The following is a 24,848-nucleotide window of genomic DNA, read 5'->3' as shown; positions in this document are numbered from 1 at the left end:
CCGCTACCTCACCGTGGGTGAACACGGGCGCAGCGAGGGGGCCGCGCCGGGGCCTCACGCTGCGTGTCGACCTGCCCGCTCCGCCAGAGACCCACTGTCCCCTTTGCTCTGCACCCACCCACGCAACACTGGCCTGAGCAGCGCATCTGCGGCGTCCGTCCGGGCCGGGCCTACCGACCCCGGACAGCGCTGCGTGACCCGCTGCGTCCGTGGGTGCAGAGCAAAGGGCCGAGGACGGGTGGTGGGGGTCGGGCTGGCGGTAGCGCTGCGTCACGCACCGAACGAGCGTCGCCGACCTCGTCGGCGGCCTCTCGAGGTCGGTGGGGCCCTACAGGTCGGTAGGGGCCGTGGCGGCGCGGGCGGCGGCGACCAGGCGGTCGGTCTCGGCGACCACCGCCTCGTGGTCGGCGGGGGTGCCCGGGTCGTAGCGGACCGTCCAGGTCAGACCGTCCGCCCCGGGCACGCGGCGGGCGGCGATCCGGCCGGCGCCGCCGGGCACCGGGTGGTGCTGGGTGTACGCCACCGAGCGGGTCACCCGCGCCCGCACCTGGTGCGGCAGCTCACCCGGTTCGAGCAGCAGGTACGTCTCGGCGGGGCCGTCGGCCACCAGCACGTACCCGGCGCGTTCGGCGAGCCGCTCGGCCCGGGTGACGGTCAGCTCCCGTCCCGACCAGACGGCCTTGAGGACGTCGTGCCAGCCCAGCCGGGCGTCCCGCCCCGGCAGCCAGAGCCCCAGGTTGGTGGCGACCAGCACGCCGGCGCCCGGACCGCCGGCCTCGCCTGCGGCGGCCCAGGCCAGCACCCGCTCGGCGTCGGCCAGCGGCGGGCGGGCCGCCGCCGGCAGCTTCGGCTTTCGACTGAACAGCCCCATCACAGCCCTCCCGCGGCCTGCTCGCGCAGCGCCCGTGCGTGCTGCTCCAGCGACAGCAGCTCCCCGAAGAGCGCGAAGTACTCGTCCTTGTTGCTGACCGGGTTGATCCGCTGGATCTTCGACTTGAGGTCCCGGATCCGGCCGGTCACCGAGCCCCACTGCAGCCGGGCGATGGTCACCGAGACGTACCGGGGGTCGGGCTCCCCGTCGATGCGCAGCGGCTCCACGGCCAGCTCGCCCACCAGGGCCTGGGCGGCGAGGTCGGCGCAGGCGTCGCGGACCGCCTCGACCCAGACCGCGCCCTGCGTGGCGGCGGCGGCCCCGCCGGCCGCCGCGATCGCCTCCCGCACAGCCACGTGCACCGGGTGCTGGTATTCCGCCGCCTCGACCGCGTCGAACATCGGCCCGGCCAGCACCGGCTCCTGGAGGGCGAGCTTCAGCGCCTCCCGCTCGACCAGCGACATCGGGCTGTCCGCGCCGGGCGCGGGCCGGGCGGCGCGCGCCGGTGCCGCCGCCACGCCCCCGGCGGGCTGGCCGGAGGCGGCGGCGAGCACGGCCCGCTGCACCGGCTCGATCTCCATGCCGAGGTCACCGGCGAGCTTGCGGACGTACTCGGGGCGTTTCTCCCGGTCCTTGATCTTCGCGACGATCGGCGCGGCCCGGCGCATCGCCTCCACCCGGCCGTCGACGGTGTCCAGGTCGTACCGGTTGATGACGTGGCGCAGCGCGAAGTCGACAAGCGGCTCGCGGCGGGCGACCAGGTCGCGCACCGCCAGGTCGCCCTTTGCCAGGCGCAGGTCGCACGGGTCCATGTTGTCGGGGCTGACCGCGATGAAGGTGCGACCGACGAAGCGCTGGTCGTCGTCGAACGCGCGCAGCGCCGCCTTCTGCCCGGCGGCGTCGCCGTCGAAGGTGAAGATGATCTCGCCGGCCACGTCGTCGGTGTCCAGCAGCAGCCGGCGCAGCACCGAGATGTGGTCCGCGCCGAACGCGGTGCCGCAGGTCGCCACCGCCGTCGGGACGTCGGCCAGGTGGCAGGCCATCACGTCGGTGTAGCCCTCGACGACGACCACCTTGCCCTGCTTGGCGATCTCCCGCTTGGCCTGGTCGATGCCGTAGAGGACGTGCGACTTCTTGTAGATCGGCGTCTCGGGGGTGTTCAGGTATTTCGGGCCGTCGTCGTCGAACAGCTTGCGGGCGCCGAAGCCGATCGGGTCGCCCGTGATGTCCCGGATCGGCCACATCAGCCGGCGGCGGAACCGGTCGATCAGGGTGCCGGAGCGCGACGGGCGGGACAGCCCGGCCGTGACCAGCTCGTCGTGGGTGAAGCCCTGCTGACGCAGGTGCTTGGTGAGCAGGTCCCAGGCGTCCGGGGCGAAGCCGCAGGCGTAGCGCTGGGCGGCGGCCCGGTCGAAGCCCCGCTGGGCGAGGAACTCCCGGGCCGGGCGGGCGCCGGCCGTGCCGAGCTGCGCCTGGTAGAACTCGACGGCGGCGGCGTGCGCGGCCACCAGGCGCTGCCGCTGCCCCTGCTGGGGGCGGGCGGCGCGCGGGGCGGCCTGGTCGTTCTCGACGTACCGCAGCTGGATGCCGGCGCGGGCGGCGAGCCGCTCGACGGACTCGACGAAACTGAGGTGGTCGGCGTCCATCAGGAACTTGATCGCGTCGCCGCCGGCCCCGCAGCCGAAGCAGTACCAGACGTTGCGGGCGGGCGAGACGTTGAACGAGGGGCTCTTCTCGTCGTGGAACGGGCACAGCCCCTTGAGGTTGCCGCCGCCGGCCGACCGGAGCGTCACCGTGTCCGAGATGACCTCGGCGATCGAGGTGCGCTCCCGGACCAGCGCGATGTCCTCGTCGCGGATCCGCCCAGCCATTCGCCACCCCCTCGGCCCTACATCCTGCCCTGCCGGGGTGACCCACGCGGCGTCGGGGGGACGGCGGGCGGAGGCGTCCCCCCGACGTCCCGATCACCGCGTCAGGCGGGCGTGGTGGCCTCGTCCGCCTCGACCTGCCGGTTCCAGTCGGGCTTCGTCGAGCGCCATCCCTCGTCGTCCATGCCCCGCCGCCAGTAGCCGGAGATCGACAGCCACTCCCGGGGCACGCCGCGCTCGACGCGCAGCAGCCGGCGCAGCTCGCGGACGAAGGTCGCCTCGCCGTGCACGAACGCGTGCACCGTGCCGGGCGGGAAGTCCAGCGCCCGCACCGCCGCCACCAGCGCCTCGCCGACCGGCCGGTCGCCCCGGTGCAGCCAGGTCAGCTCGACGTCGCCCTTGCTGGGCAGCAGCTGCTCCTCGGCGGCGTCGGCCACCTCCAGGTAGACCCGCGCCGGGGCGCCCGCCGGGAGCCGTTCCAGGGCGGCGGCGATCGCCGGCAGCGCGCTCTCGTCGCCCACCAGCAGGTGCCAGTCGGCGTCCGGGCTCGGCGCGTACGCCCCGCCGGGGCCGACGAACCGCACCGGGTCGCCGGGGCGCAGCCGGGCCGCCCAGGGGCCGGCCACCCCCTCGTCGCCGTGGTGCACCACGTCGATGGTCAGCTCGCCGGCCGCCGCGTCGAAGGATCGCACCGTGTACGCGCGCAGCCGCGGCCACTGCTCGGCGGGCAGGCGGCGGATCGCCGCGAGGTCGACCGGCTCCGGATAGGTCACCCCGTCCGGCGGGAAGACCAGCTTCACGTAGTGGTCGGTGTGCTCGCCCACCGGGAGGCCGGTCAGCTCCTCCCCGCCGAGCACCAGCCGGATCACGTGCGGGGTGGGCCGCCAGGTCCGCAGGACCCGGGCGGTGGTGACCTTCTTCGGGCGCTCCGTCATGCGCTTAGGCTAGCCTAAGTCCGCTCGGGTGCCCACCGGCCGTCCGCCGCCGCCCGCCAGCCCGTTCGCGCCCCTGGCCTCGGCGTTCAGTCGGCCCGCAGCCGCTCGTGCCAGGCGACGGCGGCCGGGTCGGTGAGCGAGGCGACCTGGTCGATCACCACGCGCAGCCGGGCGGCGTCGTCCGGGGCGTCCCGCCACAGCGGGGCGAAGACCGGGTCCAGCGCCTCGGGGGCCCGTCGGGTCAGGGCGGAGACCAGCTCGGCGAGGATCTGCCGCTGCCGCTCGTACCGGCACCGCGCGCCGGGGCGGCGCATCACGTAGCGCAGCGCCAGCCCCTTGAGCAGCGCGCACTCGGCGCGGACCCGGCGCGGCACCACCAGGTCGGCCGCGTACCGGCGCAGCGGGCCGGGCCCGCAGCGCTCCCGGGTGGCGGCCACCGCGGTCGAGACGAACCGGCCGGTGAGCACGCTGGTGGTCGCCTTCAGCGCGGCCTGGGCCCGGTGGCTGCCGTCGTAGCCGGCGAGCGGGGCGAGCACCGGGTCGGCGAGCAGCTCGACCAGCACGACGCCCAGGTCCGCCGGGGACTCCCCGGAGTAGGTGGCGGCCACGTCGGCGCAGAGCGCGGCCCGCTCGTCGGGGTCGGCCAGCAGCGGGCCGAGGCCCACGTACCCGCCGTGGACGCCGTCCTCGACGTCGTGCACCGAGTACGCCACGTCGTCGGCCCAGTCCATCACCTGAGCCTCCAGGCAGCGCCGCCCCTCGGCCGGGGCACCGGCGCGCAGCCAGTCGAAGACCGGCCGGTCGTCGGCGTACACCCCGAACTTGCCGCCCGCCGGCCGGCGCGGCCACGGGTACTTCGCGGTGGCGTCGAGCGACGCCCGGGTCAGGTTGAGCCCGGCGGACCCGCCGCCCGGGGCGAGCACCTTGGCCTCCAGCCGGGTGAGCACCCGCAGCGTCTGCGCGTTGCCCTCGAAGCCGCCGCACGACGCGGCGAGCTGGTCCAGGGCGGCCTCGCCGTTGTGCCCGAACGGCGGGTGACCGAGGTCGTGGGCCAACCCGGCGGTGTCCACCACGTCGGGGTCGCAGCCCAGCCGGGCCCCCATCTCCCGGGCGATCTGCGCCACCTCCAGCGAGTGGGTCAGCCGGGTACGCAGGAAGTCGTCGGTGCCGGCGGTGTGCACCTGGGTCTTCGCGGCGAGCCGGCGGAACGCGGCCGAGTGCAGCACCCGCGCCCGGTCCCGCTCGTACGGCGAGCGGCCCGCGCCGGTGTCCTTGGCCGGCTCGTCGACCCAGCGCGCGCCGGCGGAGTGCTGGTCGCTCACCCGCGCACCGGCTATCCCCGCTGCCGCAGCACGCAGAACTCGTTGCCCTCGGGGTCGGCGAGCACCGTCCGGTCGGCGTCGCCCTGGCCGACGTCGACGTGCCGGGCGCCCATGTCGACCAGCCGCTCGACCTCGGCCTCCTGGTCGGCCGGGCGCAGGTCGAGGTGGAGGCGGTTGCGGCCCTGCTTGTCGCCGGAGACCGGCAGGAAGACGATGCCCGGGAGCCGGTCGGCGGACTGCCGGATCTCCACCTCGCCGGGCCGCTCGGCCACCACCCGGTAGCCCAGCGCCTCGGCCCACCAGCGGGCGAGCCGGGCCGGATCCCGCGCGACCACGGTGAGACTCTCCCAGACGCTGGTCATGCGGTTCCACCCTCCACCGGCGATACGACATCCTTCGCGAGAGCCCCCAGGCTACGCCTGACGGCTGCCGACGGCGCGGCGACGACTCCCCGCGCGACGAGTCCCCGCCCGGCGGCGCGCAACAGCCGATCAGTCGAGAGTTGTCGGCTAATCGCCGACCGTGACGGGTCGCGGTCCACCATGGCGACCGGTAGCGTTCCCAGAGCAGAACGTTACCGATGATCCGCCCACCTGAATCAGATCCGAACCAGATGAATCGGACGACGGGAAGTGACGCTCGTGGACGCTGACACGGTGCTGGAAACGGAACTACGGGGGCTGCGCCAGCGCCGGCCGGAGGTCGCCGGGGGCGTGCTCGCCGGCACCGACGGCCTGCTCATCTCCAGCGACCTGCCGACCACCGACGCCACCCACCTGGCGGCGCTGGCCGCGGCCAGCTTCGGCCTCGGCCACCGGGTCGCCGACACGGTCCGGCACGGCGAGTTCCAGGAGTCGGTCGTGTTCACCGCCCGGGGCTGCGTGGTGACCTACCCGGCCGGCCGGCACGCGCTGCTGACCCTGGTCACCGGGGCCCGCACCGACCTGGAGACCCTGCACCGGGAGGCCCGGGAGGTGGCCGCCCGCACGGGCTCGGCCTTCGACCAGGAGCGCAGCGCGCCCGTCAGCATGCCCGCGCCCGACCCGCGCGCGCCGCTGGCCATGCGGACCCCGATGGCGACCCTGCCGGGGCGCACCCCGAACGCGTCCCGCGCCACCGGCTGGCGGCGTCCGCCGATCTGAGCCCGCCGGCCCCGGTGGGTGATGCGTGCGGCTTCCCCACCGGGGCCGGCGCCGGACGCGGCGTCCGCCGGCCCGTCGTGCGGCCGGGCCCCGCCGTGCCGGCGGTGCGACGGCTCCGTCGCTCAGCGGCTGTCGGAGCCGACCGTCTCGACCGCCGCGCGGCCGGCCTCCAGCCGGGCCACCGGCACCCGGAACGGCGAGCAGGAGACATAGTCCAGGCCGACGGAGTGGAAGAAGTGGACGGACTCCGGGTCGCCACCGTGCTCGCCGCAGACGCCGAGCTTCAGCTCCGGCCGCGCCGCCCGGCCCTCCTCGGCGGCGATCCGCACCAGCCGGCCCACGCCGTCGCGGTCGATCGACTCGAACGGCGAGATGCCGAAGATGCCCAGCTCCAGGTAGCGCCAGAAGAAGGCCCCCTCCACGTCGTCGCGGGAGAAGCCCCAGCCCATCTGGGTCAGGTCGTTGGTGCCGAAGGAGAAGAACTGCGCCGCCTCGGCGATCTGGCCGGCGGTCAGCGCAGCCCGGGGCACCTCGATCATCGTGCCGATCAGCACCTCGACGCCGCTGTCCCCGACCACCTCGGCGATGATCTTCTCGGCCTCGGCGCGCACCGTCTCCAGCTCCTGGACCGCCCCGACCAGCGGGACCATGATCTCCGGGCAGGCCGACCCGCCCTCGCGGGTGACCCGCACGGCGGCCTCGGCGATCGCCCGCACCTGCATGGCGAACAGGCCGGGGATGACCAGGCCGAGCCGCACGCCGCGCAGGCCCAGCATCGGGTTCTCCTCGTGCATCCGCCGGACGGCGGCGAGCAGCGCCTCCTCCTTGGCCACGTCCTCGCCGCGTTCCTGGGCGACGGCGACGTCGACCGCGAGCTGCTCCAGCGGGGGCAGGAACTCGTGCAGCGGCGGGTCGATCAGCCGCACCGTGACCGGCAGGCCGTCCATCTCGCGGAAGATCTCCACGAAGTCGTCGCGCTGCAACGGCAGCAGCGCCGCGAGGGCGTCGGAGCGCTCGGTGTCGGTGCGGGTCAGGATCAGCCGTTCGACCAGCTCACGCCGGTCGCCGAGGAACATGTGCTCGGTGCGGCACAGGCCGATGCCCTGCGCGCCGAAGCGCCGGGCCCGGGCGGCGTCCTCGCCCGTGTCGGCGTTCGCGCGTACCGCCAGCCGCCGGGCCGCGTCGGCGTGGGTCATGATCCGGTGTACGGCCCTGACCAGCGCGTCGTCGGCCTCGTCGGGGTCGAGCGTGCCCTCGAAGTAGCGCACCACCTCCGACGGCATGACCGGCACCTCGCCGAGGTAGACCTTGCCGGTGGTGCCGTCGATCGAGACGACGTCGCCCTCGTTCACGGTCTGTCCGGCGACGCTGAACCGCTTCGCCGGCACGTTGACGTCGATCTCGTCGGCGCCGGACACGCAGGTCTTGCCCATGCCCCGGGCGACCACGGCGGCGTGGCTGGTCTTGCCGCCGCGCGAGGTGAGGATGCCCTTCGCGGCGATCATGCCGTTGAGGTCGTCGGGGTTGGTCTCCCGGCGGACGAGGATGACCGCCTCGCCCTCGGCGGCCAGCTCGACGGCGCGGGCCGAGGTGAAGACCACCTTGCCGGACGCCGCGCCCGGCGACGCCCCGACGCCCTTGGCGACCGGCTCGAAGTCGTGGTCGAGCTGGAACCGGGGGAACATGAGCTGGGCGAGCTGCGCGCCGTTGACCCGGTGCAGCGCCTCGTCGAGGTCGATCAGGCCCTCGTCGACGAGCTGGCCGGCGATGACGAACGCCGCCGCGGCGGTGCGCTTGCCGACCCGGGTCTGGAGCATCCAGAGCTTGCCGCGTTCGATGGTGAACTCGATGTCGCACAGGTCCCGGTAGTGCCCCTCCAGCCGGGCCATGATGGCGAGCAGCTCGTCGTAGGACCGCTTGTCGAGGCGCTCCAGGTCCTGCAGCGGCACGGTGTTGCGGATGCCGGCGACGACGTCCTCGCCCTGGGCGTTGGCCAGGTAGTCGCCGTAGATGCCCTGCGCGCCGCTGGCGGGGTCGCGGGTGAAGGCGACGCCGGTGCCGGAGTCGGGGCCGAGGTTGCCGAAGACCATGGCCACCACGTTGACGGCGGTGCCGAGGTCGGCGGGGATGCGCTCCTGCCGGCGGTAGAGCACCGCGCGCTCGGCGTTCCACGACTCGAAGACCGCGCGGATGGCCAGGTCGAGCTGCTCGCGGGGCTCCTGCGGGAAGTCGCGCCCGGTGTGCTTGAGGAAGATCTTCTTGTACGCGTCGACCAGCCCCCGCAGGTCGTCGGCGTCCAGGTCGAGGTCGCTGGTGGTGCCCCGGGCGCGCTTGGCCTCGTCGAGCGCGTGTTCGAACTCCTCGCCCGGCACCTCGCAGACGGTCTTGCCGAACATCTGGATCAGCCGGCGGTAGGAGTCCCAGGCGAACCGCTCGTTGCCGCCCGCCTGCGCGGCGAGCCCGACGACGCTGCGGTCGTTGAGGCCGACGTTGAGGACGGTCTCCATCATGCCCGGCATGGAGAACTTCGCCCCGGAGCGTACGGAGACCAGCAGCGGGTCGTGCGCGTCGCCGAGGCGGCGGCCCATCCCCCGCTCCAGCGACTCCAGGTGCGCCTCGATCTGGCCGGCGAGCCCGTCCGGCTCCCGTCCGGTGGCGAGGTACGCCTTGCATGCCTCGGTGGTGATGGTGAAGCCGGGCGGCACCGGCAGGCCGAGATTCGTCATCTCGGCGAGGTTCGCCCCCTTGCCGCCGAGCAGGTCCTTGAGTTCCTTGTTGCCCTCGGCGAAGTCGTAGACGTACTTGTGATCGACCGTCTCTTGCGCTGCCACCAGAGCCTCCCACGCGCGCCGGATTGACACTTAACGAAGGTTCAGTTTGCTGATACCCCAGGGCTGACCACCGCTAATCCGGTGCCGTCGCCGATCGGTGGGCGAAGGCTAAGCGAACATCGCATGACCTGGGACTACTTGGTGACAATCGGCACAGCCATCACGACTATCCGCGTCCGTACCGGTTTTTGGGAACGTTTCCACGAGCACGATCACGCATTTCTCGGCTCCCCTCGTACTCTTGACCGCACCGGTTCTGCCGAACTTCACCTTTGCCATATCCCTCGCAAATACACCCCCCGGAGTCCGCACCGTGCCGCCCACCGCGCCCCGCCCCGCCGAGCCCGGCCGCAGACCGCTCGACCCGACCGGCCCGGCCGTCGACCCGACCGCGCCCGAGCCGGCCGCCGCCGACCTGGCCCACGCCGCCGCCCGCGCCGCCGTCGACCGGCTCGCGCCACCGGCCCCCGTCCGGCTGGGCGACGTGGTCCCCGCCCCGGAACGGGTCGAGCCCGACCCGGCCGCCGACTTCACGCTCCCCGCCGACGCGGCCGTCCGGGTCAGCCCCGACCCGGCCGCCCGGGACGTCGCCGAGCAGCTCGCGGCCCTGCTGCGGCCGGCCACCGGCTACCCGCTCCCGGTGACCGACGCCACGCTGCCCGCCGAGGGCCTGACCCTCCAGCTCTCCGGCACGCCCGGCGACGCGCCCGGCCCGGTCGCCGCCGGCGCCGGCCCCGACCCGGTCGCCGCGCTCGGCGCGGAGGGCTACCGGCTCGACGTGACCCCCGACGCGGTACGCATCACCGCCGCCACCCCCGCCGGCCTCCTGCACGGCGTGCAGACCCTGCGCCAGCTCCTGCCGCCCGCCGTCGAGAGCCCCACCCCGGTGGCCGCCCGCTGGGCGGTGCCCGGCGGGGTCATCGTCGACCGGCCCCGGTTCGCCTACCGGGGCGCGATGCTCGACGTGGCGCGGCACTTCTTCGGCGTCGCCGACGTGCTGCGGGTGATCGACCACCTGGCCCGCTACAAGCTCAACCACCTGCACCTGCACCTCACCGACGACCAGGGCTGGCGGATCGCCGTCGACGGCTGGCCGAGGCTGACCGCCGTCGGCGGGGCGACCCAGGTGGGCGGCGGCCCCGGCGGGGCGTACACCCGGGCCGACTACCGGCGCATCGTCTCCTACGCCGCCCGCCGGCACGTCACCGTCGTCCCGGAGATCGACCTGCCCGGTCACACCAACGCGGCGCTGACGGCATACCCGCAGCTCGCGCCGGACGGGGTCGCGCCGCCGCCGTACACGGGCACCGAGGTCGGCTTCAGCTACCTCGACCCGGGCGACGAGCGCACGTACGCCTTCGTCGCCGACGTGCTCGGCGAGGTCGCCGCGCTCACCCCCGGGCCGTGGCTGCACATCGGCGGGGACGAGGCGTTCAAGGTCCCGGCCGACGCGTACGCCCGCTTCGTCGCGCGGACGCAGGGCATCGTCGCCGCCACCGGCAAGACCGTGGTCGGCTGGCACCAGATCGCCCCGGCCGGGCACGCCGACGGTCGGGTGCTGCAGTGGTGGGGCACCGGGGGCGACGACCCCGGGACGGCCGAGGCGGTGCGGCGCGGCGCGCGGGTGATCCTCTCCCCCGGCAACCGCGCATACCTGGACATGAAGTACGCCCCGGACACCCCGATCGGGCACGACTGGGCGGGCCTCATCGACGTGGAACGGGCGTACGACTGGGATCCGGGCACGCACCTGGGCGGCGTGCCCGCCGAGGCGGTGCTGGGCGTGGAGGCCCCGCTCTGGACCGAGTCGGTGACCTCGCTGGCCGAGATCGAGTTCATGCTGCTGCCCCGGCTGCCCGCCCTCGCCGAGCTGGGCTGGTCGCCCCGCCGGACGCACGACTGGGCGTCCTTCCGCCGTCGCCTCGCCGGGCACGGCCCCCGCTGGCACACCGCCGGCATCACGTTCCACCCCGCCCCGGAGATCCCCTGGCCGAGCACGGTCCCCACCGGGCTCCCCACCCCTCGCCCGGCACCGCAGCCGACCGCACCCACGGCCGACCTGCCCTGACTCCGGCCGACCGCCCCGACCCGGGCGGGCCTCGGCGGTTCGTGGCCGGCTGGGGTGGAACCGCCTCGGCGCGTCGTGTCGCCGAGGCGGCCACCCACCCGGGCGGGCCGCGACCCGAGGGATGCCCGGTTTGCGCCGTGGCGTCCCGTGGCCCGGGTCACCCCGACGGCGGAATCGGCGTGGGGGTGGGGGCGTTGTAACTGGCATGCGACCGGGGCTCTGCCGCCCGGTCGGCCCCCGAACCGCCCCACCCCCGCCCCGCACGCCGGGACGCCGGGGGCAGGGAACCCCGGAATGCCGATGGGGTCGGGGTCGTTACACCCTCCGGACGCCCGAGCAGGCCCCCGCCGCCGGGTCGTCCTTCCCCCGGACTTTTCTTCGCGGTGCCGCCGCGCGTATCCCCCTTTCGCGGTGCCGTCTCCCCCGAGCAGAGGAGCACGCTGTTATGCGTACCGATCTGATTCGTCGTACCGCTCTGACCGTTGCTGGTATCGCCGCCACCGCTGGTGGGATCGCCGGCCCCGCGCTGGCCGCGCAGGCCACCCCCGCCGAGCGGGCCGCCACCGTGCAGGCCGAGCGCCGCCCGGCCGGCGAGCGCCAGCTCGACGTGCGCTACGAGGCGCAGCCCAACTTCTACTACTGCGGCCCGGCCGCGGCGCGCAACGCGCTGAGCGTGCAGGGCAAGAACATCGACGTGGACACCATGGCCAAGGAGATGGGCACCACCGAGGCCGGCACCAACTCCATCAACGACATCACCCCCGTGCTGAACAAGGAGACCGGCCGCAAGGCGTACCACAGCACGGAGATGCCGGCCGACAAGGTCGACGGTAAGCGCGTCGAGAAGCTGCGCGCCGACGTCGTCCGCGCGGTCGACGACGGCCGGGCCGTGGTGGCCAACATCGCCGGCACCGCCACCGACACCGACGGCGTCAGCCACTCCTTCGAGGGCGGCCACTACATCAGTGTCGTCGGCTACTCCGAGGGCGGGAAGACCGTGACGATCGCCGACTCGGCCAACCCGGACCAGGCCAGCTACCGCATCGACGTCGACGCCCTGGCGCACTGGATCGCCAGCCGCGGCTACGCCTCCTGACGCAACACGAAGGGCCCGACCCCGGCAGGGGTCGGGCCCTTCGGCGTGAGTAAGGAAGGGCCCCTTGTTAACGCTTTCTGTTGTACAAGGGGCCCCTGCAAACCGTCAGCCGCCGGAGTCGGCCAGCTCGGCGCCCTCCGGCACGGTGTCGTCGTCCCGGCTGGCCAGCCAGCCGTCGGGCAGGAAGACCTTGCCGGGCGAGTTCGTCCGGCCGCGCGGCTGACCCAGCGTCGCCACCGGGAACGGCTCGGCCGGGTCGAGCTTGCCGAGCAGGTCGTCGAGCTGGGCCAGGCTCTCGATCATCGCCAGGGAGCGGCGCAGCTCGCTGCCGACCGGGAAGCCCTTGAGATACCAGGCCACGTGCTTGCGGAAGTCCGTGCAGCCGTCCCGCTCGCCCCGGGCCGGGTTGCGCGCGCCCGCCGTGAACTGGTCGACCAGCAGCTCGGCGTGCCGGCGCATGGTCGCCGCCACCTCGCCGAGGGTGGGCAGCCGCCGCTCGGGCCGGCCCTCGAACGCGGCCTCCAGGTCGGCGAAGAGCCACGGCCGACCCAGACAGCCGCGCCCGATCACCACGCCATCGACGCCGGTGTGGGCGACCATCCGCAGCGCGTCGTCGGCCTCCCAGATGTCGCCGTTGCCGAGGACCGGCACGTCGAGCGCCTGCTTGAGGGTGGCGATGGCGTCCCAGTCGGCGGTGCCCGAGTAGCGCTGCGCGGCCGTACGCCCGTGCAGGGCCACCGCCGCGACGCCCGCGTGCTGGGCGGCGAGCCCTGCCTCGACGTACGTCAGGTGGTCGTCGTCGATGCCCTTGCGCATCTTCACGGTGACCGGCACCCCGGCGGGCGACGCGGCATCCACGGCGGCCCGCACGAGCCGGGCGAACAGTCGCCGCCGCCAGGGCAGGGCCGACCCGCCGCCCTTGCGGGTGACCTTCGGGACGGGGCAGCCGAAGTTGAGGTCGATGTGGTCGGCGAGATCCTTTTCCACCACGATCCGCACGGCGGCGGCGGTGATCTCCGGGTCGGTGCCGTAGAGCTGGAGGCTGCGCGGCCGCTCGTCGTCGCCGAAGGCGATCATCCGCAGCGTCTTCGGGTTCCGCTCGACCAGCGCGACCGTGGTGATCATCTCGCAGACGTAGATGCCGCCGCCCTGCTCCCGGCACAGCCGGCGGAACCCGACGTTGGTGATCCCGGCCATCGGGGCGAGCACCACCGGCGGCCACACCTCGTGCCGTCCGATGCGCAGCCCGCCGCCCGGCCCGCTCCCCTGCCTTCCGCTCCCACTCACCCGCCAAGTGTAAGGAGGGGCCCCCTGTTAACGCCTTTTGCATAGCAGGGGACCCCTGTTAACAACCGCCCGTAGCACACCCGCCGGGCCGACGGGGCTTGTCCACAGGGCCGGTCGTTGTCCACAGGCGGGGCCGTCGGGCGGGACAGTGCGGGGACGGCGCGGCCATGCTGCCGGGCATGGCCGACTACTCACCCGAGCTGGACCGGGCCGCGCAGGGCCAGCAGCAGATCGTCACGCGGGCGCAGCTGCTCGCCGCCGGCTTCGACGACATGTACCTCTACCGGCAGGCCCGCCGGGGCCGCTGGCAGCGCGTCCTTCCGGCCACGTACGCCCTGTTCACCGGCGCGCTGACCGACGAGCAGCGGCGCATCTCCGCCGCCCTCTACGCGGGCGGGCAGGCGCAGCTCACCGGGCTGGCAGCCCTGACCTGGTACGGCTTCCGCTACAGCCCGCGCAGCGACGACGTACACCTGGTCGTGCCGCACCACGCGCGACGCCGGTCGGCCGGGCACGCGGTGATCTCCCGGGCGCTGGCGCTCGATGAGCGGGCCCGGCACACGGCGCTCTACCCGGTGTGTTCGCCCGCCCGGGCCGTGGTCGACGCGGCCCGGGACCTGCGCGAGCTGCGCCCGGTCCGTGCGATCGTCGCCGAGGCGGTGCAACGGGGGTACGCCGACCTCCCCGCGCTGGACGAGGAGATCCGCCGGGCGAGGCGCAGCCGGACGGCGCTGGTCCGGAAGGCGTTCGCGGAGGTCGTCGACGGCACCCGGTCGGCGCCGGAGGCCGAGCTGCGGGAGTGCCTCGCCGGTAGCCGGGTGGTGCCGGAGATCCGGTGGAATCCGCGCCTGGTCAGCGGCGACGGCGCTGTGCTGCCGACCCCGGACGGCTACCTGGCCGACGCCGCGGTGGCCCTGGAGGTGGACTCGCAGGAGTTCCACTTCAGCCCGGCCGACTGGGCGCGGACGCTGGACCGGCACAACGAGCTGAGCCGGCACGGGGTGCTGATCCTGCACTTCACGCCGGCGCAGATCCGCCGGGACCCGGAGCGCGTGCGCCGCATGGTGGAGGACGCGTACGAGTCGCGGCGCGGCCTCGGCGCGACGACCCGCGTACGCGTGGAGCCCCGCCCCGCCGACGCCCCGCCCACCGGGGAGGCCCCGTCCCCTGGGGAGGCCCCGTCCCCCGGGGAGGGGTGGTGAGAAGGGGCCCCTTCTATACCGGAAACGTTAAGAAGGGGCCCTTCCTTACACCGTCAGCAGCCGGGGAGGCGCTCGATCAGGTAGCGCTCCACCTGGTCCAGGCCGATGCGCTCCTGGGCCATGGTGTCCCGGTTGCGCACCGTCACCGCGTTGTCGTCGAGGGTGTCGAAGTCGACCGTCACGCAGAACGGGGTGCCGATCTCGTCCTGGCGGCGGTAGCGGCGGCCGATGGCCTGCGAGTCGTCGAACTCCACCACCCAGCGCTTGCGCAGGTCGGCGGCGAGCTGCTTGGCCTTCGGCGAGAGGGCCTCGTTGCGCGACAGCGGCAGCACGGCCACCTTCACCGGGGCCAGGCGCGGGTCGAAGCGCATGACGGTGCGCTTGTCCACCCCGCCCTTGGTGTTGGGGGCCTCGTCCTCGTCGTACGCCTCCAGCAGGAACGCGAGCACCGCGCGGGTGAGGCCGGCGGCCGGCTCGATCACGTACGGCATCCAGCGCTCGCCCTTGGCCTGGTCGAAGTACGACAGGTCGACGCCGGAGTGCTTGCTGTGCGTGGACAGGTCGAAGTCGGTGCGGTTGGCGATGCCCTCCAGCTCGGCGAACTCGCTGCCGCCGAACTGGAACTTGTACTCGATGTCGACGGTGCGCTTCGAGTAGTGGGAGAGCTTCTCCTTGGGGTGCTCGTAGAAGCGCAGGTTCTCCTCCGACAGGCCGAGGTCGAGGTACCAGTTCCAGCGCTCCTGCAGCCAGTACTCGTGCCACTGCTCGTCGGTGCCCGGCTCGACGAAGAACTCCATCTCCATCTGCTCGAACTCGCGGGTGCGGAAGATGAAGTTGCCCGGGGTGATCTCGTTGCGGAACGACTTGCCGGTCTGCGCGATGCCGAACGGCGGCTTCTTGCGGGCGACCGTCTCGACGTTCTTGTAGTTGACGAAGATGCCCTGGGCGGTCTCGGGGCGCAGGTAGTGCAGGCCCTCGTCGCTCTCCACCGGGCCGAGGTAGGTCTTCATCAGGCCGTTGAACATCTTCGGCTCGGTGAAGGTGCCCTTGTTGCCGCAGTTGGGGCAGTTCAGCTCCGTCAGCGAGGTCAGCGGCTTGCCGTGCTTGGCCTCGTACGCCTCCTCCAGGTGGTCGGCGCGGAACCGCTTGTGGCAGGACTGGCACTCGGTGAGCGGGTCGACGAACTCGGCGATGTGGCCGCTGGCCTCCCAGACCTTGCGGGCCAGGATGACCGCCGAGTCCAGGCCGACGACGTCGTCGCGCTGCTGGACCATGGTCCGCCACCACTGCCGGCGGACGTTCTCCTTCAGCTCCACGCCGAGCGGGCCGTAGTCCCACGCCGACCGGGTGCCCCCGTAGATCTCACTGGAGGGGAAGACGAAGCCTCGGCGCTTGGCGAGGCTGACGACGGCGTCGATACGGTCGGCTGGCATGTTGTTTCCTCCTACGCCGGCTGGCGGCCGGCGGGGGCGCGCAATGGATGGAACGGTCGGTTCGGGACCCACGGTACGACCGCGGGGACCCCGAGCCCAGCAGAATACCGGGGGCGGTGGTCAGCTCACCCCGCAGACCTCCATGGCGCCGGTCTGCTCGTCGGGGGCGAGGGTGACCTCCTGGTCGCCCCGGTCACCGCCGCTGAAGGTGACCGAGACGGGCACGGTGAGGTTGACCGTGTCGACGTCGCCCACCCGGTACGAGTCGATCTGCGGCTCGGCGGCGACCCGCCGCTCGAACTCCTGCCGGGACTCGCGCCGTTGCGCGTCGTCGCAGAGCGCGTCGTACGACTGGTCGTACTTGCGCTCGGCCAGCCCCCGGTAGTAGTCGTCGGTGACCGACCGGCCCTGCTCGCGTACGGCCTGCACGTTGCTGACCGCGAGGCCCACCACGGCCGTGCCGCCCCCGCCGCAGCAGATCAGCACCGCGAGCGCCCCCGCGCCGAGGCCGAGCCACAGGCGGGCGCCGCGCCCCTCGGTGGGGGGCGCCGCGAACGGCGGGACCACCCCGGGGCCGGCCGGGGGCGCGGGGACCTGCGGCTCCGGGGGCGTCGGCGGCACGCCGGGGGCCGGCGGGCCGTCGGGCCCGGGCGCCACGGGGTACGGGGGTGGACCGGACGGTCCGGGTGCGGTCATAGGTGCAGGGTAGTGCCCGGCGGCTCAGCGCAGCGGATCAGCGGCCCGATCACTGGGGTTGACCTCCACGGCGCCGCCGGGGGCCGCGCCGGCCAGCGTCTCGTACGCGGACGGCTCGTCCAGCGACTCGGCCAGCAGCGGCGTGGCGTGCACCTTCACGTCGAACCCGCCGAGCGCCCGCCGGTACGTCCCGACGGACTCCCACTCGGTGACCAGGCACCAGTGGCGGGGGTCGTCCAGGGCCCGCAGCAGCTCCCCGCGCAGGTAGCCGGGGCGGGCGGCGAGCGCGGCGAGGGCGGCGTGCGCGCGTTCGGTGAAGGCGGGGGCGACGTCCTCGTCGATCACGAACCGGTTGGTGACCAGCACCCGGGATCCTCCTCGTAGAGTCTGTGGGATGCAGCGTACGCAGCGCTCCCTGCCGCTCCGGCTGGCCCGGGCGAACCCGACGACGGTCTTCCTGGCGGCCCTGGTGCTGGTGCTGGTGGGGCTGTTCGCCCCGGGGGTGCTCGGCGGGGCGCTGCTGCTGGTGCTCGCCGCCGCGCTGGTGGCGCTGCTGGTCACCACCTGGCCGGTGCAGTCCCCGGCGACCCGGATGATCCGGCTGGTGATGCTGACCCTGCTGGTGGCCGTGGCGTTGGCGAAGCTGATCTGAGCCGCCCTGCCGCCGACAGCGGAGTCGGCACTAGCAGAAGAGCCACTCGCATGCAAGCATGCGTTTTTGACAATCAATTTCGTTATCGCGGAGAGTTGGGGGCATGATGCTCCGCCGCCCCACCGTACGTGTCCTGGCCGCCGCGACCGCCCTGGTCGCGCTCGGCGCCGCCACCGCCTGCTCCGACGACGGCACGACCGGCGCCGACCCGCAGCGGGTCGACGTGGCCGCCGCCTTCTACCCGCTGCAGTTCGTCGCCGAGCGGGTCGGCGGCGACGCGGTCCGGGTCACCAACCTGACCAAGCCCGGTGCCGAGCCGCACGACCTGGAGCTCACCCCGAGCCAGGTCGGCGAGGTCAACCAGGCCGAGCTGGTCGTCTACCTCAAGGGCTTCCAGCCGGCCGTGGACGAGGCGATCGCGCAGAGCGGCGGCGACCGGGCCTTCGACGTGGCCGGGGTGCAGCCACTGCTGGCCGCGAGCGCGGGCGGGCACGACCACGAGGGCGAGGGCGCGGGCCAGCAGGAGCACGCCGACGAGGAGGACACCGGCGGCAGGGACCCCCACCTGTGGCTCGACCCGACCCGGCTGGCCGGCGTCGCCGACCAGCTCGCCGAGCGGCTCGGCAAGGCCGACCCGGAGCACGCCGCCGACTACACCGCGCGGGCGAAGACCCTGCGCGCCGAGCTGGAGAAGCTGGACGCCGACTTCGCCGCCGGGCTGAAGACCTGCCAGCGGCGGGAGATCGTGGTGAGCCACACCGCCTTCGGCTACCTGGCCGAGCGCTACCAGCTCGAACAGGTCGGCATCACCGGGCTCACCCCGGAGACCGAGCCGTCCCCGCAGCGCCTCGCCGAGGTGGCGAAGGAGGCCAGGGAGCACGGCGCGACCACGATCTTCTTCGAGACCCTCGTCAGCCCGAAGGTCGCCGAGACCATCGCCCGCGAGGTCGGCGCGAAGACGGCGGTGCTCGACCCGCTGGAGGGGCTGTCGGCCGACGGCGGCGGGCAGGACTACCTTTCGGTGATGCGCACCAACCTGCAGACCCTGAGGACGGCGTTGAGCTGCTCGTGACCGAACCTGTCATCACCGTCGCGCACGGGGTGGTCGGCTACGACGGCCGCCCCGTGCTGCGGGACGTCTCCCTCGCCGTCGACACCGGCGAGGTCGTCGCCATTCTCGGCGCCAACGGCTCCGGCAAGTCCACCCTGATCCGCGCGGTGCTCGGGCTGGTCCCGCTGCACTCCGGGTCCGTCTCGCTGTTCGGCACCCCGCTGCGCCGGTTCCGGCAGTGGAAACGCATCGGGTACGTCCCGCAGCGGCTCGGCGCGGGCGGCGGGGTCCCCGCCACGGTCCGCGAGGTGGTCGCCTCCGGCCGGCTGGCCCGCCGGGGCGTGCTGCGCCCGCCGGGGCGGGCCGACCGGGTGGCGGTCGACGCCGCGCTGGCGTCGGTGGGCCTGGCCGACCGGGCCGGCGACCCGGTGGCCACCCTCTCCGGCGGGCAGCAGCAGCGCACCCTGATCGCCCGGGCGCTGGCCGGCGAGCCGGAGCTGCTGGTCCTCGACGAGCCGACCGCCGGGGTCGACGCGGCCAGCCAGGAGGCGTTCGCGGGGGCGCTGCGCGGCTTCCTCGACGGCGGCGGGACGGTGCTGCTGGTCGCCCACGAGCTGGGGCCGCTGCGCCCGCTGATCAGCCGCGCCGTGGTGGTGCACCAGGGCGGGATCGCGCACGACGGGGCGGTCCCCGAACCGGCCGGGCACCACGCCGACCCCGACCACGACCACGTACACCCGCACGCACCCGACGAGCCCGCAGGGCTGTGGAGCAGTTGAGCATGGAGCTTTTCCAGTACCCGTACATGCAGCGGGCCCTGATCGGCGCGCTGGTCATCGGCCTGGCCGCTCCGGCGCTCGGCATCTACCTGGTGCAGCGCCGGCTGGCGCTGATCGGCGACGGGGTGGGGCACGTGGCGCTGACCGGGGTCGGCGCGGGGCTGCTGCTCAACCGCTCCCCCGTGCTGGTGGCGGTGGTCGTGGCGACGCTCGGCGCGGTCGCCATCGAGCTGGTCCGGGCCCGGGGCCGCACCTCCGGCGACCTCGCGCTGGCGCTGCTGTTCTACGGCGGCATCGCCGGCGGGGTGATGCTGGTGGGGCTCTCCGACGCCACCAGCGCCAACCTCAACGCGTACCTGTTCGGGTCGCTGACCACCATCTCGCCGCAGGATCTGACCACCATCGTGGTGCTCGGGGCGGCGATCCTGGTCACCATGCTGGCGCTGCGCCCGGCGCTGTTCGCGGTCTGCCACGACGAGGAGTACGCCCGGGTCGCCGGCCTGCCGGTGCGGGCGCTGAACCTGCTGCTGGCGGTCGGCACCGCGGTCACCGTGACGATCGCCATGCGGGCCGTGGGGGTGCTGTTGATCAGCGCGCTGATGGTGGTCCCGGTGGCCACCGCCCAGCAGGTCACCCGGGGGTTCCGCGCCACGATGACGGCGGCCATGGCGCTCGGGCTGTTCGCCGCCGGCTCCGGCGTGTGGGTGGCCGCCAACGCCGACACCGCGCCCGGGGCGTCCGTGGTGCTGCTGGCGATCGCCTCCTTCCTCGCGGTGGCGGTCGTCGCGGCGGCCTGGCGGGCACTGCGCCGCCGACGCGCGGAGGCCGGCACGCCGGCCCCGGAACCCCACGAGGTGGTACTTCGTTGATCCTGCGCCCCGGCGTGTCGGCGGGATTGGTTACCGTTATCCAGTGACCAGCGGATCAGGGTACGAGGCCTACGAGGGCGCCGGTGAGCTGCTGCGCGCGCTCTCGGCCCCCATCCGACTGGCGATCGTGAGCGAGCTGGCGCAGGGTGAACGGTGCGTGCACGAGCTGGTGGAGAAGCTCGGGGCCGCCCAGCCGCTGGTCTCCCAGCACCTGCGGGTGCTGCGCGGGGCCGGCGTGGTCCGGGGCTCCCGGCGTGGCCGCGAGATCGCGTACGCGTTGGTCGACGAGCACGTCGCGCACATCGTGGCCGACGCGGTCAGTCACGCCGGGGAGGCATCATGAGCGAAGGCACCGCCGTCCGGAACACCCGGCAACGCTCCGCGGTGAGCGCGCTGCTGGGCGAGGTGGAGGGCTTCCACAGTGCGCAGGACCTGCACGCCATGCTCCGCGAGCGCGGCGAGCGGGTGGGGCTGACCACCGTCTACCGCACGCTGCAGGGGCTGGCCGACGCGGGTGAGATCGACGTGATGCGCCCGCCGGGCGGCGAGCACCTCTACCGGCGGTGCAGCGAGGGCCACCACCACCACCTGGTCTGCCGGGTCTGCGGCCGCACGGTCGAGGTCGCGGGGCCGACCGTGGAGGCCTGGGCGGAGCGGGTGGCGGCGCAGCACGGGTACGCCGACGTCAGCCACACCCTGGAGATCTTCGGCACCTGCCCGGCCTGCACCGGCTGACAATTCCGACCCGTGCCCAGCCGGGGCGGCCGTGGCACGCTGTGCGGCGTGAAAATCTACGCCGATCGCTTCCCGACCGCCGCCCGTCAGTTGCTCACCGACCTGCTCGTCCTCGCCTGGGTGTACGCCGCGATCCGCTTCGCCCTCTGGGTGCACGACCTGGTGGAGAAGCTCGCCGTACCGGGGCAGAAGCTGGAGGGGGCCGGCGGCGGCCTGGCCGACAACCTGGCCGAGGCCGGCGGCAAGGTCGGCCGGGTGCCGCTGGTCGGCGACGAGCTGACCGCCCCGTTCACGAAGGCCGCCGACGCGGCGCGGGCCGTCGCCGAGGCGGGCCGCGACCAGCAGGAGCTGGTCGGTCAGCTCGCGCTGGCGCTCAGCATCGCCGTGCTGGTCTTCCCGCTCGGCCTGGTGCTGTTCGGCTGGCTGCCGCTGCGGCTGCGCTGGATGCGCCGGGCCGCCTCGGCGAAGGCGCTGGCCACCGGCCCCGCCGGCCGGGACCTGCTGGCCCTGCGGGCGCTGGCCGGACAGCCGTTGGGGAAGCTGGCCCGGATCGCCCCGGACGTGGCCGAGGCGTGGCGGCGCGGCGACGACGCCACCGTCGACGCGCTCGCGGCGCTGGAGCTGCGCCGACTAGGCCTGCGCACGGGCCGCTGACCGGCCCGGCCTGCCGGACCTGCCGGAGCGCACCGGCGAACGTGGGGCCTGCCGGGCCCGCCGGAGCGCACCGGCGGGCGTCGGACGGACCGGCGGGCCTGCCGGTCGCACCGGCGCGCGTAGGGTCTGCCCCGCCGCGCCGACGTCCGGCGGCACGTGACGCCACGTGACTCGCCGCCCCGACGCCGCCGCCCCCTCCACACCCTTTGCTCTGCACCCACATGCGCAGCACTCACGCAGCGCGACCACACGCCGCTCCGTCGGCGCGATCCGTGATCTTGCCGAGTGGCTGCTCAACTCAGGTGTTGCGTGGATGGGTGCAGAGCAAAGGGGGCGACGAGACGTGTCGGGGGCGGCAAGGTCGTGACGCAGGGTCAGGACGACCGGCGGCCTCGGAGAAGCCACGACCGTGACGCAGGGCAACCGCCACGCGGGCCAGCCCGCGAGCGCCGCCACGACCGTCGCGCCTGCCGCGCCCGCCGTGGTTGTGCGCACCGGAGGAAGAGGATTAGATAGGCGTCGATACGTTTGCCTTGGGGTGCCTGCCCTATGCCGGTGCCGGGGCGCCGGGAGGGAGCGACCCATGTCCGTGTCTCGCAGGCGGTCGATCGTCGCGGCCGGCGCCGTCGGCGTGGTGGCGATGCTCGCCGCCACGCTCCTCGGGCTGCCGCCGGCACGGGCGGCGACCGGTGACGGCTCGCCCACGGACCCGAACATCGCGTTCGTCGGCCGCTGGGACAAGAGCAACAGCACCGCGTACGTGCCGAACTGGGCCGGGGCCTACCTGAAGACCGGGTTCACCGGCACCACGGTCAAGCTGCGGCAACGCCGCACCATCGACCTCTACTACAGCATCGACGGGGCCGACTTCACGTACCTGACCAACGTCAGCGGGACCGTCAACCTGACCCCCGCCCCGCTGCGCGCCGGCAACCACACGCTGCTGGTGTCGTACCGGGTGGTCGGCGGCTCGTACACCGGGGACGCGGTGTTCCAGGGGCTGACCCTCGACGCGGGCGCGACCACCCTGCCGACCCCGGTGCGGCCCCGGCTGATCGAGTTCGTCGGCGACTCCATCACGCTGGGCACCACGTCGTCGCGGGTGGCGCTGACCGCGTACGGCTGGCTGACCGGCGAGCAGCTCGGCACCGAGCACACCCAGCTCGGCTACGGCGGGGGTTGCCTGGTGGCCACCGCCGACGGCTGCGTCAGCGTGGCCGCGCAGTTCCTCAAGACCGGGTACGCGGCCACCAGCCCGAACTGGGACTTCAGCCGCTACCAGGCCGACGCCGTCGTGATCAACCTGGGCACCAACGACCGCGGCCACGGGGTGAGCGGCGCGGACTTCCAGAGCCAGTACGCCACGTTCATCCGTACCGTGCGGGGGAAGTACCCGCGCGCGGCGATCTTCGCGCTGCGTACCTTCAGCGGCCGGTACGCCGCGGAGACCGCCGCCGCCATCGCGACGGTGACCGGCGGCGGCGACCGCAACGTGTTCTACGTGGACACCACCGGGTGGCTGCCGGCCGACGGGCTGAGCGACTCGGTGCACCCGAACGACGCCGGCCACCGGGCGATCGCGGCCCGGCTCGCCCCGATCGTCGCCGCGAAGCTGGCCACCACCCCGACGCCCGGCACCACCACCCCGCCCGCCACCACCCCGCCCGCCACGACCCCGCCGGCAACCACGCCGCCGGCAACCACGCCGCCTGCGGGCACGACCGGCTGCTCCGTCGGGTACGCGGTCACCGGCCAGTGGCAGGGCGGCTTCCAGGGCGAGGTCACCGTCCGCAACACCGGGACCGCGCCGGTCGACGGCTGGACGGTGCAGTGGACGTTCGCCGACGGCCAGCGGATCAGCCAGGCGTGGAACGCGAGCTACGCGCAGAGCGGCGGCACCGTGCGGGCGACCAACGCCAGCTGGAACGGCACGATCGCGGCCGGCGCGACGGTGAGCTTCGGCTTCCTGGCCGACACCCCCGGCGCGAACACCCGGCCGACCGCGTTCACCCTCAACGGCGCCGCCTGCGCGCTCTCCTGACCGCTCGCGTCAGCGCAGGTAGGCCGCCAGGCCGATCTGCTGGTCGCGCAGCGCGGTGGCGACCACGCCGGCGATCTGCCGGGCACCCGCCGCCTCGAAGTGCGTGTGGTCGTTGCAGAAGAACGCGCCCACCGCACCCGAGCCGTAGTCGCCGTTGTTCGGGCACAGCCCGAGCCGGTTGTACAGCGTGTAGCTCAGCCGGTGCAGGTCGATGACCGGCACGTTGTTGGCCGCGCCCGCGTCGAACGTCTCGGTGAGGAAGCCCCGGTTGCCGACGGCGGTGCTGCCCGAGCAGGTGATCGCGGCGGCCGGGGTGAGGAAGACCGGGCGCGCGCCGCGCTGCTTGGCCGCGTTGGCCATCACGCCGAGCAGCTGCTTGTACCGCGCGGAGCCGACGTGCCGGTTGCAGTTGGGGTCGCCGTCGTTGATGCCGAACTGGATGAACAGGTAGTCGCCGGCCTTCATCCCGGTGCCGGAGTTCAGCATGGCCTGCCAGCGGGTCGAGTACGTCTCCGGGCTGACCACGCACTCGCCGGCCGAGTTCTTCGTGGTGGTGACGTTCGGGTCGTACAGCCAGGTCTGGATGCTGCGCCCGCCGACCGCGCTGTTCACCACGGTCGCGTTGGCGTTGAGGTACTGGCCGAACTGGTTGCCCCAGCCGACCGGGCAGGCACCGCTGGAGGACGGGTTGGCGACCGTGGAGTCGCCGGCCAGCCAGACGGTGACGGGGGCCTGCGTGGAGGGCGTCGGGGTCGGCGTACGGGACGGGGTGGCCGACGGCGACGACGGGGTGGACGGCGGCGCGCACGGCGTGGCGGTCGGCGCGCCGGTGCACGGCAGCCCGTTGAGCGAGAACGCCGTCGGCACCGGGTTGGCGGTGGTCCACGCGCCGTTGAAGCCGAAGCTGACGCTGGCGTTGGTGCCGATGGAGCCGTTGTAGCCGGCGTCCCTCGCGCTGACCGCCGACCCGCTCTGGGTGACGGTGGCGTTCCACGCCTGGGTGACCCGCTGCCCGGTGGCGAAGGACCAGGTGAGCGTCCAGCCGGAGACCGGGTCGCCGAGGTTCGTGATCGTGACGTCCGCGCCGAAGCCGCCCTGCCACTCGCTGGTGACCTTGTAGTCGACCCGGCAGCCGGTGGCCGCTGCGGTGGCGGCCCCGGCCGCGACGGCCACCCCGCCCGCCAGGACAGCCAGCGCGATCGCGACCACCCCGACGGCACGCCGATACGCCGCGCCCCACTTATTGATTGATGAGATTCGATTCATACGCGCATGCTACCCGGCCGTGCCCGCCGCCCGGCCCAGCTCGGCGGCCG

At 74.0% G+C, this 24,848-nt stretch carries 23 protein-coding genes; 12 read left to right on the top strand and 11 right to left on the bottom strand.

What is annotated here, in order from left to right; translation table 11 throughout:
- Positions 1-328: 328 nt before the first annotated feature.
- The 5 genes from ACVMYR_RS15520 to ACVMYR_RS15500 form a co-directional block, all read right to left on the bottom strand.
- Positions 329-871 (bottom strand): hypothetical protein, encoded by a 543-nt coding sequence (locus tag ACVMYR_RS15520; RefSeq protein WP_457122093.1) that lies wholly within the window; start codon positions 869-871, stop codon positions 329-331.
- Positions 871-2,742 carry a DNA primase gene (dnaG, locus tag ACVMYR_RS15515; protein ID WP_457122092.1) on the bottom strand — a complete coding sequence of 624 codons (1,872 nt, stop codon included), beginning with the start codon at positions 2,740-2,742 and terminating at the stop codon, positions 871-873. The genes ACVMYR_RS15520 and dnaG overlap by 1 nt, the downstream gene beginning before the upstream one ends.
- Positions 2,743-2,843: 101 nt before the next feature.
- Positions 2,844-3,674, bottom strand: a complete 831-nt coding sequence (locus ACVMYR_RS15510; protein WP_457122091.1) for a siderophore-interacting protein — start codon at positions 3,672-3,674, stop codon at positions 2,844-2,846.
- A gap of 86 nt (positions 3,675-3,760) precedes the next feature.
- Positions 3,761-4,996 (bottom strand): deoxyguanosinetriphosphate triphosphohydrolase, encoded by a 1,236-nt coding sequence (locus tag ACVMYR_RS15505; protein WP_091275059.1) that lies wholly within the window; start codon positions 4,994-4,996, stop codon positions 3,761-3,763.
- An 11-nt stretch (positions 4,997-5,007) separates the two neighbouring features.
- Complete coding sequence (locus ACVMYR_RS15500; protein WP_077938782.1) at positions 5,008-5,358, bottom strand: VOC family protein; 351 nt, start codon at positions 5,356-5,358, stop codon at positions 5,008-5,010.
- A gap of 279 nt (positions 5,359-5,637) precedes the next feature.
- Between ACVMYR_RS15500 and ACVMYR_RS15495 the strand changes: the two genes are divergently transcribed.
- A complete protein-coding gene (locus ACVMYR_RS15495; protein ID WP_228986780.1) occupies positions 5,638-6,138 on the top strand; it encodes a roadblock/LC7 domain-containing protein in 501 nt (166 codons plus the stop codon).
- Between the two features lie 122 nt (positions 6,139-6,260).
- Here the strand turns inward: ACVMYR_RS15495 and ppdK are convergent, their stop codons facing one another.
- Positions 6,261-8,969, bottom strand: a complete 2,709-nt coding sequence (gene ppdK, locus ACVMYR_RS15490; RefSeq protein WP_091275052.1) for a pyruvate, phosphate dikinase — start codon at positions 8,967-8,969, stop codon at positions 6,261-6,263.
- Positions 8,970-9,282: 313 nt separating this feature from the next.
- On the opposite strand from ppdK, the gene ACVMYR_RS15485 reads away from it, so the two are divergent.
- Complete coding sequence (locus ACVMYR_RS15485) at positions 9,283-11,037, top strand: beta-N-acetylhexosaminidase (protein WP_457122090.1); 1,755 nt, start codon at positions 9,283-9,285, stop codon at positions 11,035-11,037.
- 445 nt (positions 11,038-11,482) lie between these two features.
- On the top strand, positions 11,483-12,133 hold the full coding sequence (locus ACVMYR_RS15480; RefSeq protein WP_457122089.1) for a C39 family peptidase: 651 nt from the start codon (positions 11,483-11,485) through the stop codon (positions 12,131-12,133).
- Positions 12,134-12,238: 105 nt separating this feature from the next.
- On the opposite strand, the gene dusB is transcribed toward ACVMYR_RS15480, so the two are convergent.
- Positions 12,239-13,420, bottom strand: coding sequence for a tRNA dihydrouridine synthase DusB (gene dusB / locus ACVMYR_RS15475; protein ID WP_457122088.1), 1,182 nt, complete (start codon positions 13,418-13,420; stop codon positions 12,239-12,241).
- Positions 13,421-13,599: 179 nt separating this feature from the next.
- On the opposite strand from dusB, the gene ACVMYR_RS15470 reads away from it, so the two are divergent.
- A complete protein-coding gene (locus tag ACVMYR_RS15470) occupies positions 13,600-14,622 on the top strand; it encodes a type IV toxin-antitoxin system AbiEi family antitoxin domain-containing protein (RefSeq protein ID WP_457122087.1) in 1,023 nt (340 codons plus the stop codon).
- A gap of 53 nt (positions 14,623-14,675) precedes the next feature.
- Here ACVMYR_RS15470 and ACVMYR_RS15465 read toward each other — a convergent pair whose 3' ends face one another.
- The 3 genes from ACVMYR_RS15465 to ACVMYR_RS15455 form a co-directional block, all read right to left on the bottom strand.
- Positions 14,676-16,055, bottom strand: a complete 1,380-nt coding sequence (locus tag ACVMYR_RS15465; RefSeq protein WP_091274972.1) for a glycine--tRNA ligase — start codon at positions 16,053-16,055, stop codon at positions 14,676-14,678.
- A 120-nt stretch (positions 16,056-16,175) separates the two neighbouring features.
- Positions 16,176-16,751, bottom strand: coding sequence for a hypothetical protein (locus ACVMYR_RS15460; RefSeq protein ID WP_229405238.1), 576 nt, complete (start codon positions 16,749-16,751; stop codon positions 16,176-16,178).
- Positions 16,752-16,775: 24 nt separating this feature from the next.
- Entirely contained in the window at positions 16,776-17,117 is a 342-nt protein-coding gene (locus ACVMYR_RS15455) for an antibiotic biosynthesis monooxygenase family protein (RefSeq protein ID WP_043966812.1), read from the bottom strand.
- A 28-nt stretch (positions 17,118-17,145) separates the two neighbouring features.
- Here ACVMYR_RS15455 and ACVMYR_RS15450 point away from each other — a divergent pair, with 28 nt between their 5' ends.
- From ACVMYR_RS15450 to ACVMYR_RS15415, 8 genes are all read left to right on the top strand, one after another.
- The gene (locus ACVMYR_RS15450; protein WP_457122086.1) at positions 17,146-17,403 is read left to right on the top strand and encodes a DUF6703 family protein; all 258 of its coding nucleotides are present in this window, start codon (positions 17,146-17,148) and stop codon (positions 17,401-17,403) included.
- Between the two features lie 103 nt (positions 17,404-17,506).
- Complete coding sequence (locus ACVMYR_RS15445; RefSeq protein WP_077938771.1) at positions 17,507-18,475, top strand: metal ABC transporter substrate-binding protein; 969 nt, start codon at positions 17,507-17,509, stop codon at positions 18,473-18,475.
- On the top strand, positions 18,472-19,233 hold the full coding sequence (locus tag ACVMYR_RS15440; protein ID WP_396787697.1) for a metal ABC transporter ATP-binding protein: 762 nt from the start codon (positions 18,472-18,474) through the stop codon (positions 19,231-19,233). Before ACVMYR_RS15445 ends, ACVMYR_RS15440 begins: the two co-directional genes overlap by 4 nt.
- Before the next feature lie 2 nt (positions 19,234-19,235).
- Entirely contained in the window at positions 19,236-20,102 is an 867-nt protein-coding gene (locus ACVMYR_RS15435; RefSeq protein ID WP_043966808.1) for a metal ABC transporter permease, read from the top strand.
- A gap of 43 nt (positions 20,103-20,145) precedes the next feature.
- Complete coding sequence (locus ACVMYR_RS15430; protein ID WP_043966807.1) at positions 20,146-20,445, top strand: ArsR/SmtB family transcription factor; 300 nt, start codon at positions 20,146-20,148, stop codon at positions 20,443-20,445.
- Positions 20,442-20,837, top strand: coding sequence for a Fur family transcriptional regulator (locus tag ACVMYR_RS15425; protein WP_043966806.1), 396 nt, complete (start codon positions 20,442-20,444; stop codon positions 20,835-20,837). The genes ACVMYR_RS15430 and ACVMYR_RS15425 overlap by 4 nt, the downstream gene beginning before the upstream one ends.
- Before the next feature lie 48 nt (positions 20,838-20,885).
- Positions 20,886-21,491: a hypothetical protein gene (locus ACVMYR_RS15420; protein WP_457122085.1), complete on the top strand. Its 606-nt coding sequence runs from the start codon at positions 20,886-20,888 to the stop codon at positions 21,489-21,491.
- A 583-nt stretch (positions 21,492-22,074) separates the two neighbouring features.
- Positions 22,075-23,532 (top strand): cellulose binding domain-containing protein, encoded by a 1,458-nt coding sequence (locus ACVMYR_RS15415; RefSeq protein ID WP_457122084.1) that lies wholly within the window; start codon positions 22,075-22,077, stop codon positions 23,530-23,532.
- A gap of 9 nt (positions 23,533-23,541) precedes the next feature.
- Here the strand turns inward: ACVMYR_RS15415 and ACVMYR_RS15410 are convergent, their stop codons facing one another.
- Positions 23,542-24,741 carry a cellulose binding domain-containing protein gene (locus ACVMYR_RS15410; protein ID WP_457122083.1) on the bottom strand — a complete coding sequence of 400 codons (1,200 nt, stop codon included), beginning with the start codon at positions 24,739-24,741 and terminating at the stop codon, positions 23,542-23,544.
- Positions 24,742-24,848 lie beyond the last annotated feature (107 nt).

The sequence above is a fragment of the Micromonospora sp. PTRAS2 genome, from assembly GCF_054052245.1.
The sequence above is the reverse complement of the archived record's forward strand: the minus strand, read 5'-3'. Positions and strand labels throughout refer to the sequence as shown.

What these genes read in the sequence shown, in the direction of transcription:
- ACVMYR_RS15510 (WP_457122091.1), bottom strand. Translation starts at nt 3,674, where the DNA reads ATGACGGAGCGCCCGAAGAAGGTCACCACCGCCCGGGTCCTGCGGACC.
- ACVMYR_RS15470 (WP_457122087.1), top strand. Translation starts at nt 13,600, where the DNA reads ATGGCCGACTACTCACCCGAGCTGGACCGGGCCGCGCAGGGCCAGCAG.
- ACVMYR_RS15445 (WP_077938771.1), top strand. Translation starts at nt 17,507, where the DNA reads ATGATGCTCCGCCGCCCCACCGTACGTGTCCTGGCCGCCGCGACCGCC.
- ACVMYR_RS15415 (WP_457122084.1), top strand. Translation starts at nt 22,075, where the DNA reads ATGTCCGTGTCTCGCAGGCGGTCGATCGTCGCGGCCGGCGCCGTCGGC.
- ACVMYR_RS15450 (WP_457122086.1), top strand. Translation starts at nt 17,146, where the DNA reads ATGCAGCGTACGCAGCGCTCCCTGCCGCTCCGGCTGGCCCGGGCGAAC.
- ACVMYR_RS15520 (WP_457122093.1), bottom strand. Translation starts at nt 871, where the DNA reads ATGGGGCTGTTCAGTCGAAAGCCGAAGCTGCCGGCGGCGGCCCGCCCG.
- ACVMYR_RS15460 (WP_229405238.1), bottom strand. Translation starts at nt 16,751, where the DNA reads ATGACCGCACCCGGACCGTCCGGTCCACCCCCGTACCCCGTGGCGCCC.
- dnaG (WP_457122092.1), bottom strand. Translation starts at nt 2,742, where the DNA reads ATGGCTGGGCGGATCCGCGACGAGGACATCGCGCTGGTCCGGGAGCGC.
- ACVMYR_RS15465 (WP_091274972.1), bottom strand. Translation starts at nt 16,055, where the DNA reads ATGCCAGCCGACCGTATCGACGCCGTCGTCAGCCTCGCCAAGCGCCGA.
- ACVMYR_RS15435 (WP_043966808.1), top strand. Translation starts at nt 19,236, where the DNA reads ATGGAGCTTTTCCAGTACCCGTACATGCAGCGGGCCCTGATCGGCGCG.
- ACVMYR_RS15500 (WP_077938782.1), bottom strand. Translation starts at nt 5,358, where the DNA reads ATGACCAGCGTCTGGGAGAGTCTCACCGTGGTCGCGCGGGATCCGGCC.
- ACVMYR_RS15480 (WP_457122089.1), top strand. Translation starts at nt 11,483, where the DNA reads ATGCGTACCGATCTGATTCGTCGTACCGCTCTGACCGTTGCTGGTATC.
- ACVMYR_RS15425 (WP_043966806.1), top strand. Translation starts at nt 20,442, where the DNA reads ATGAGCGAAGGCACCGCCGTCCGGAACACCCGGCAACGCTCCGCGGTG.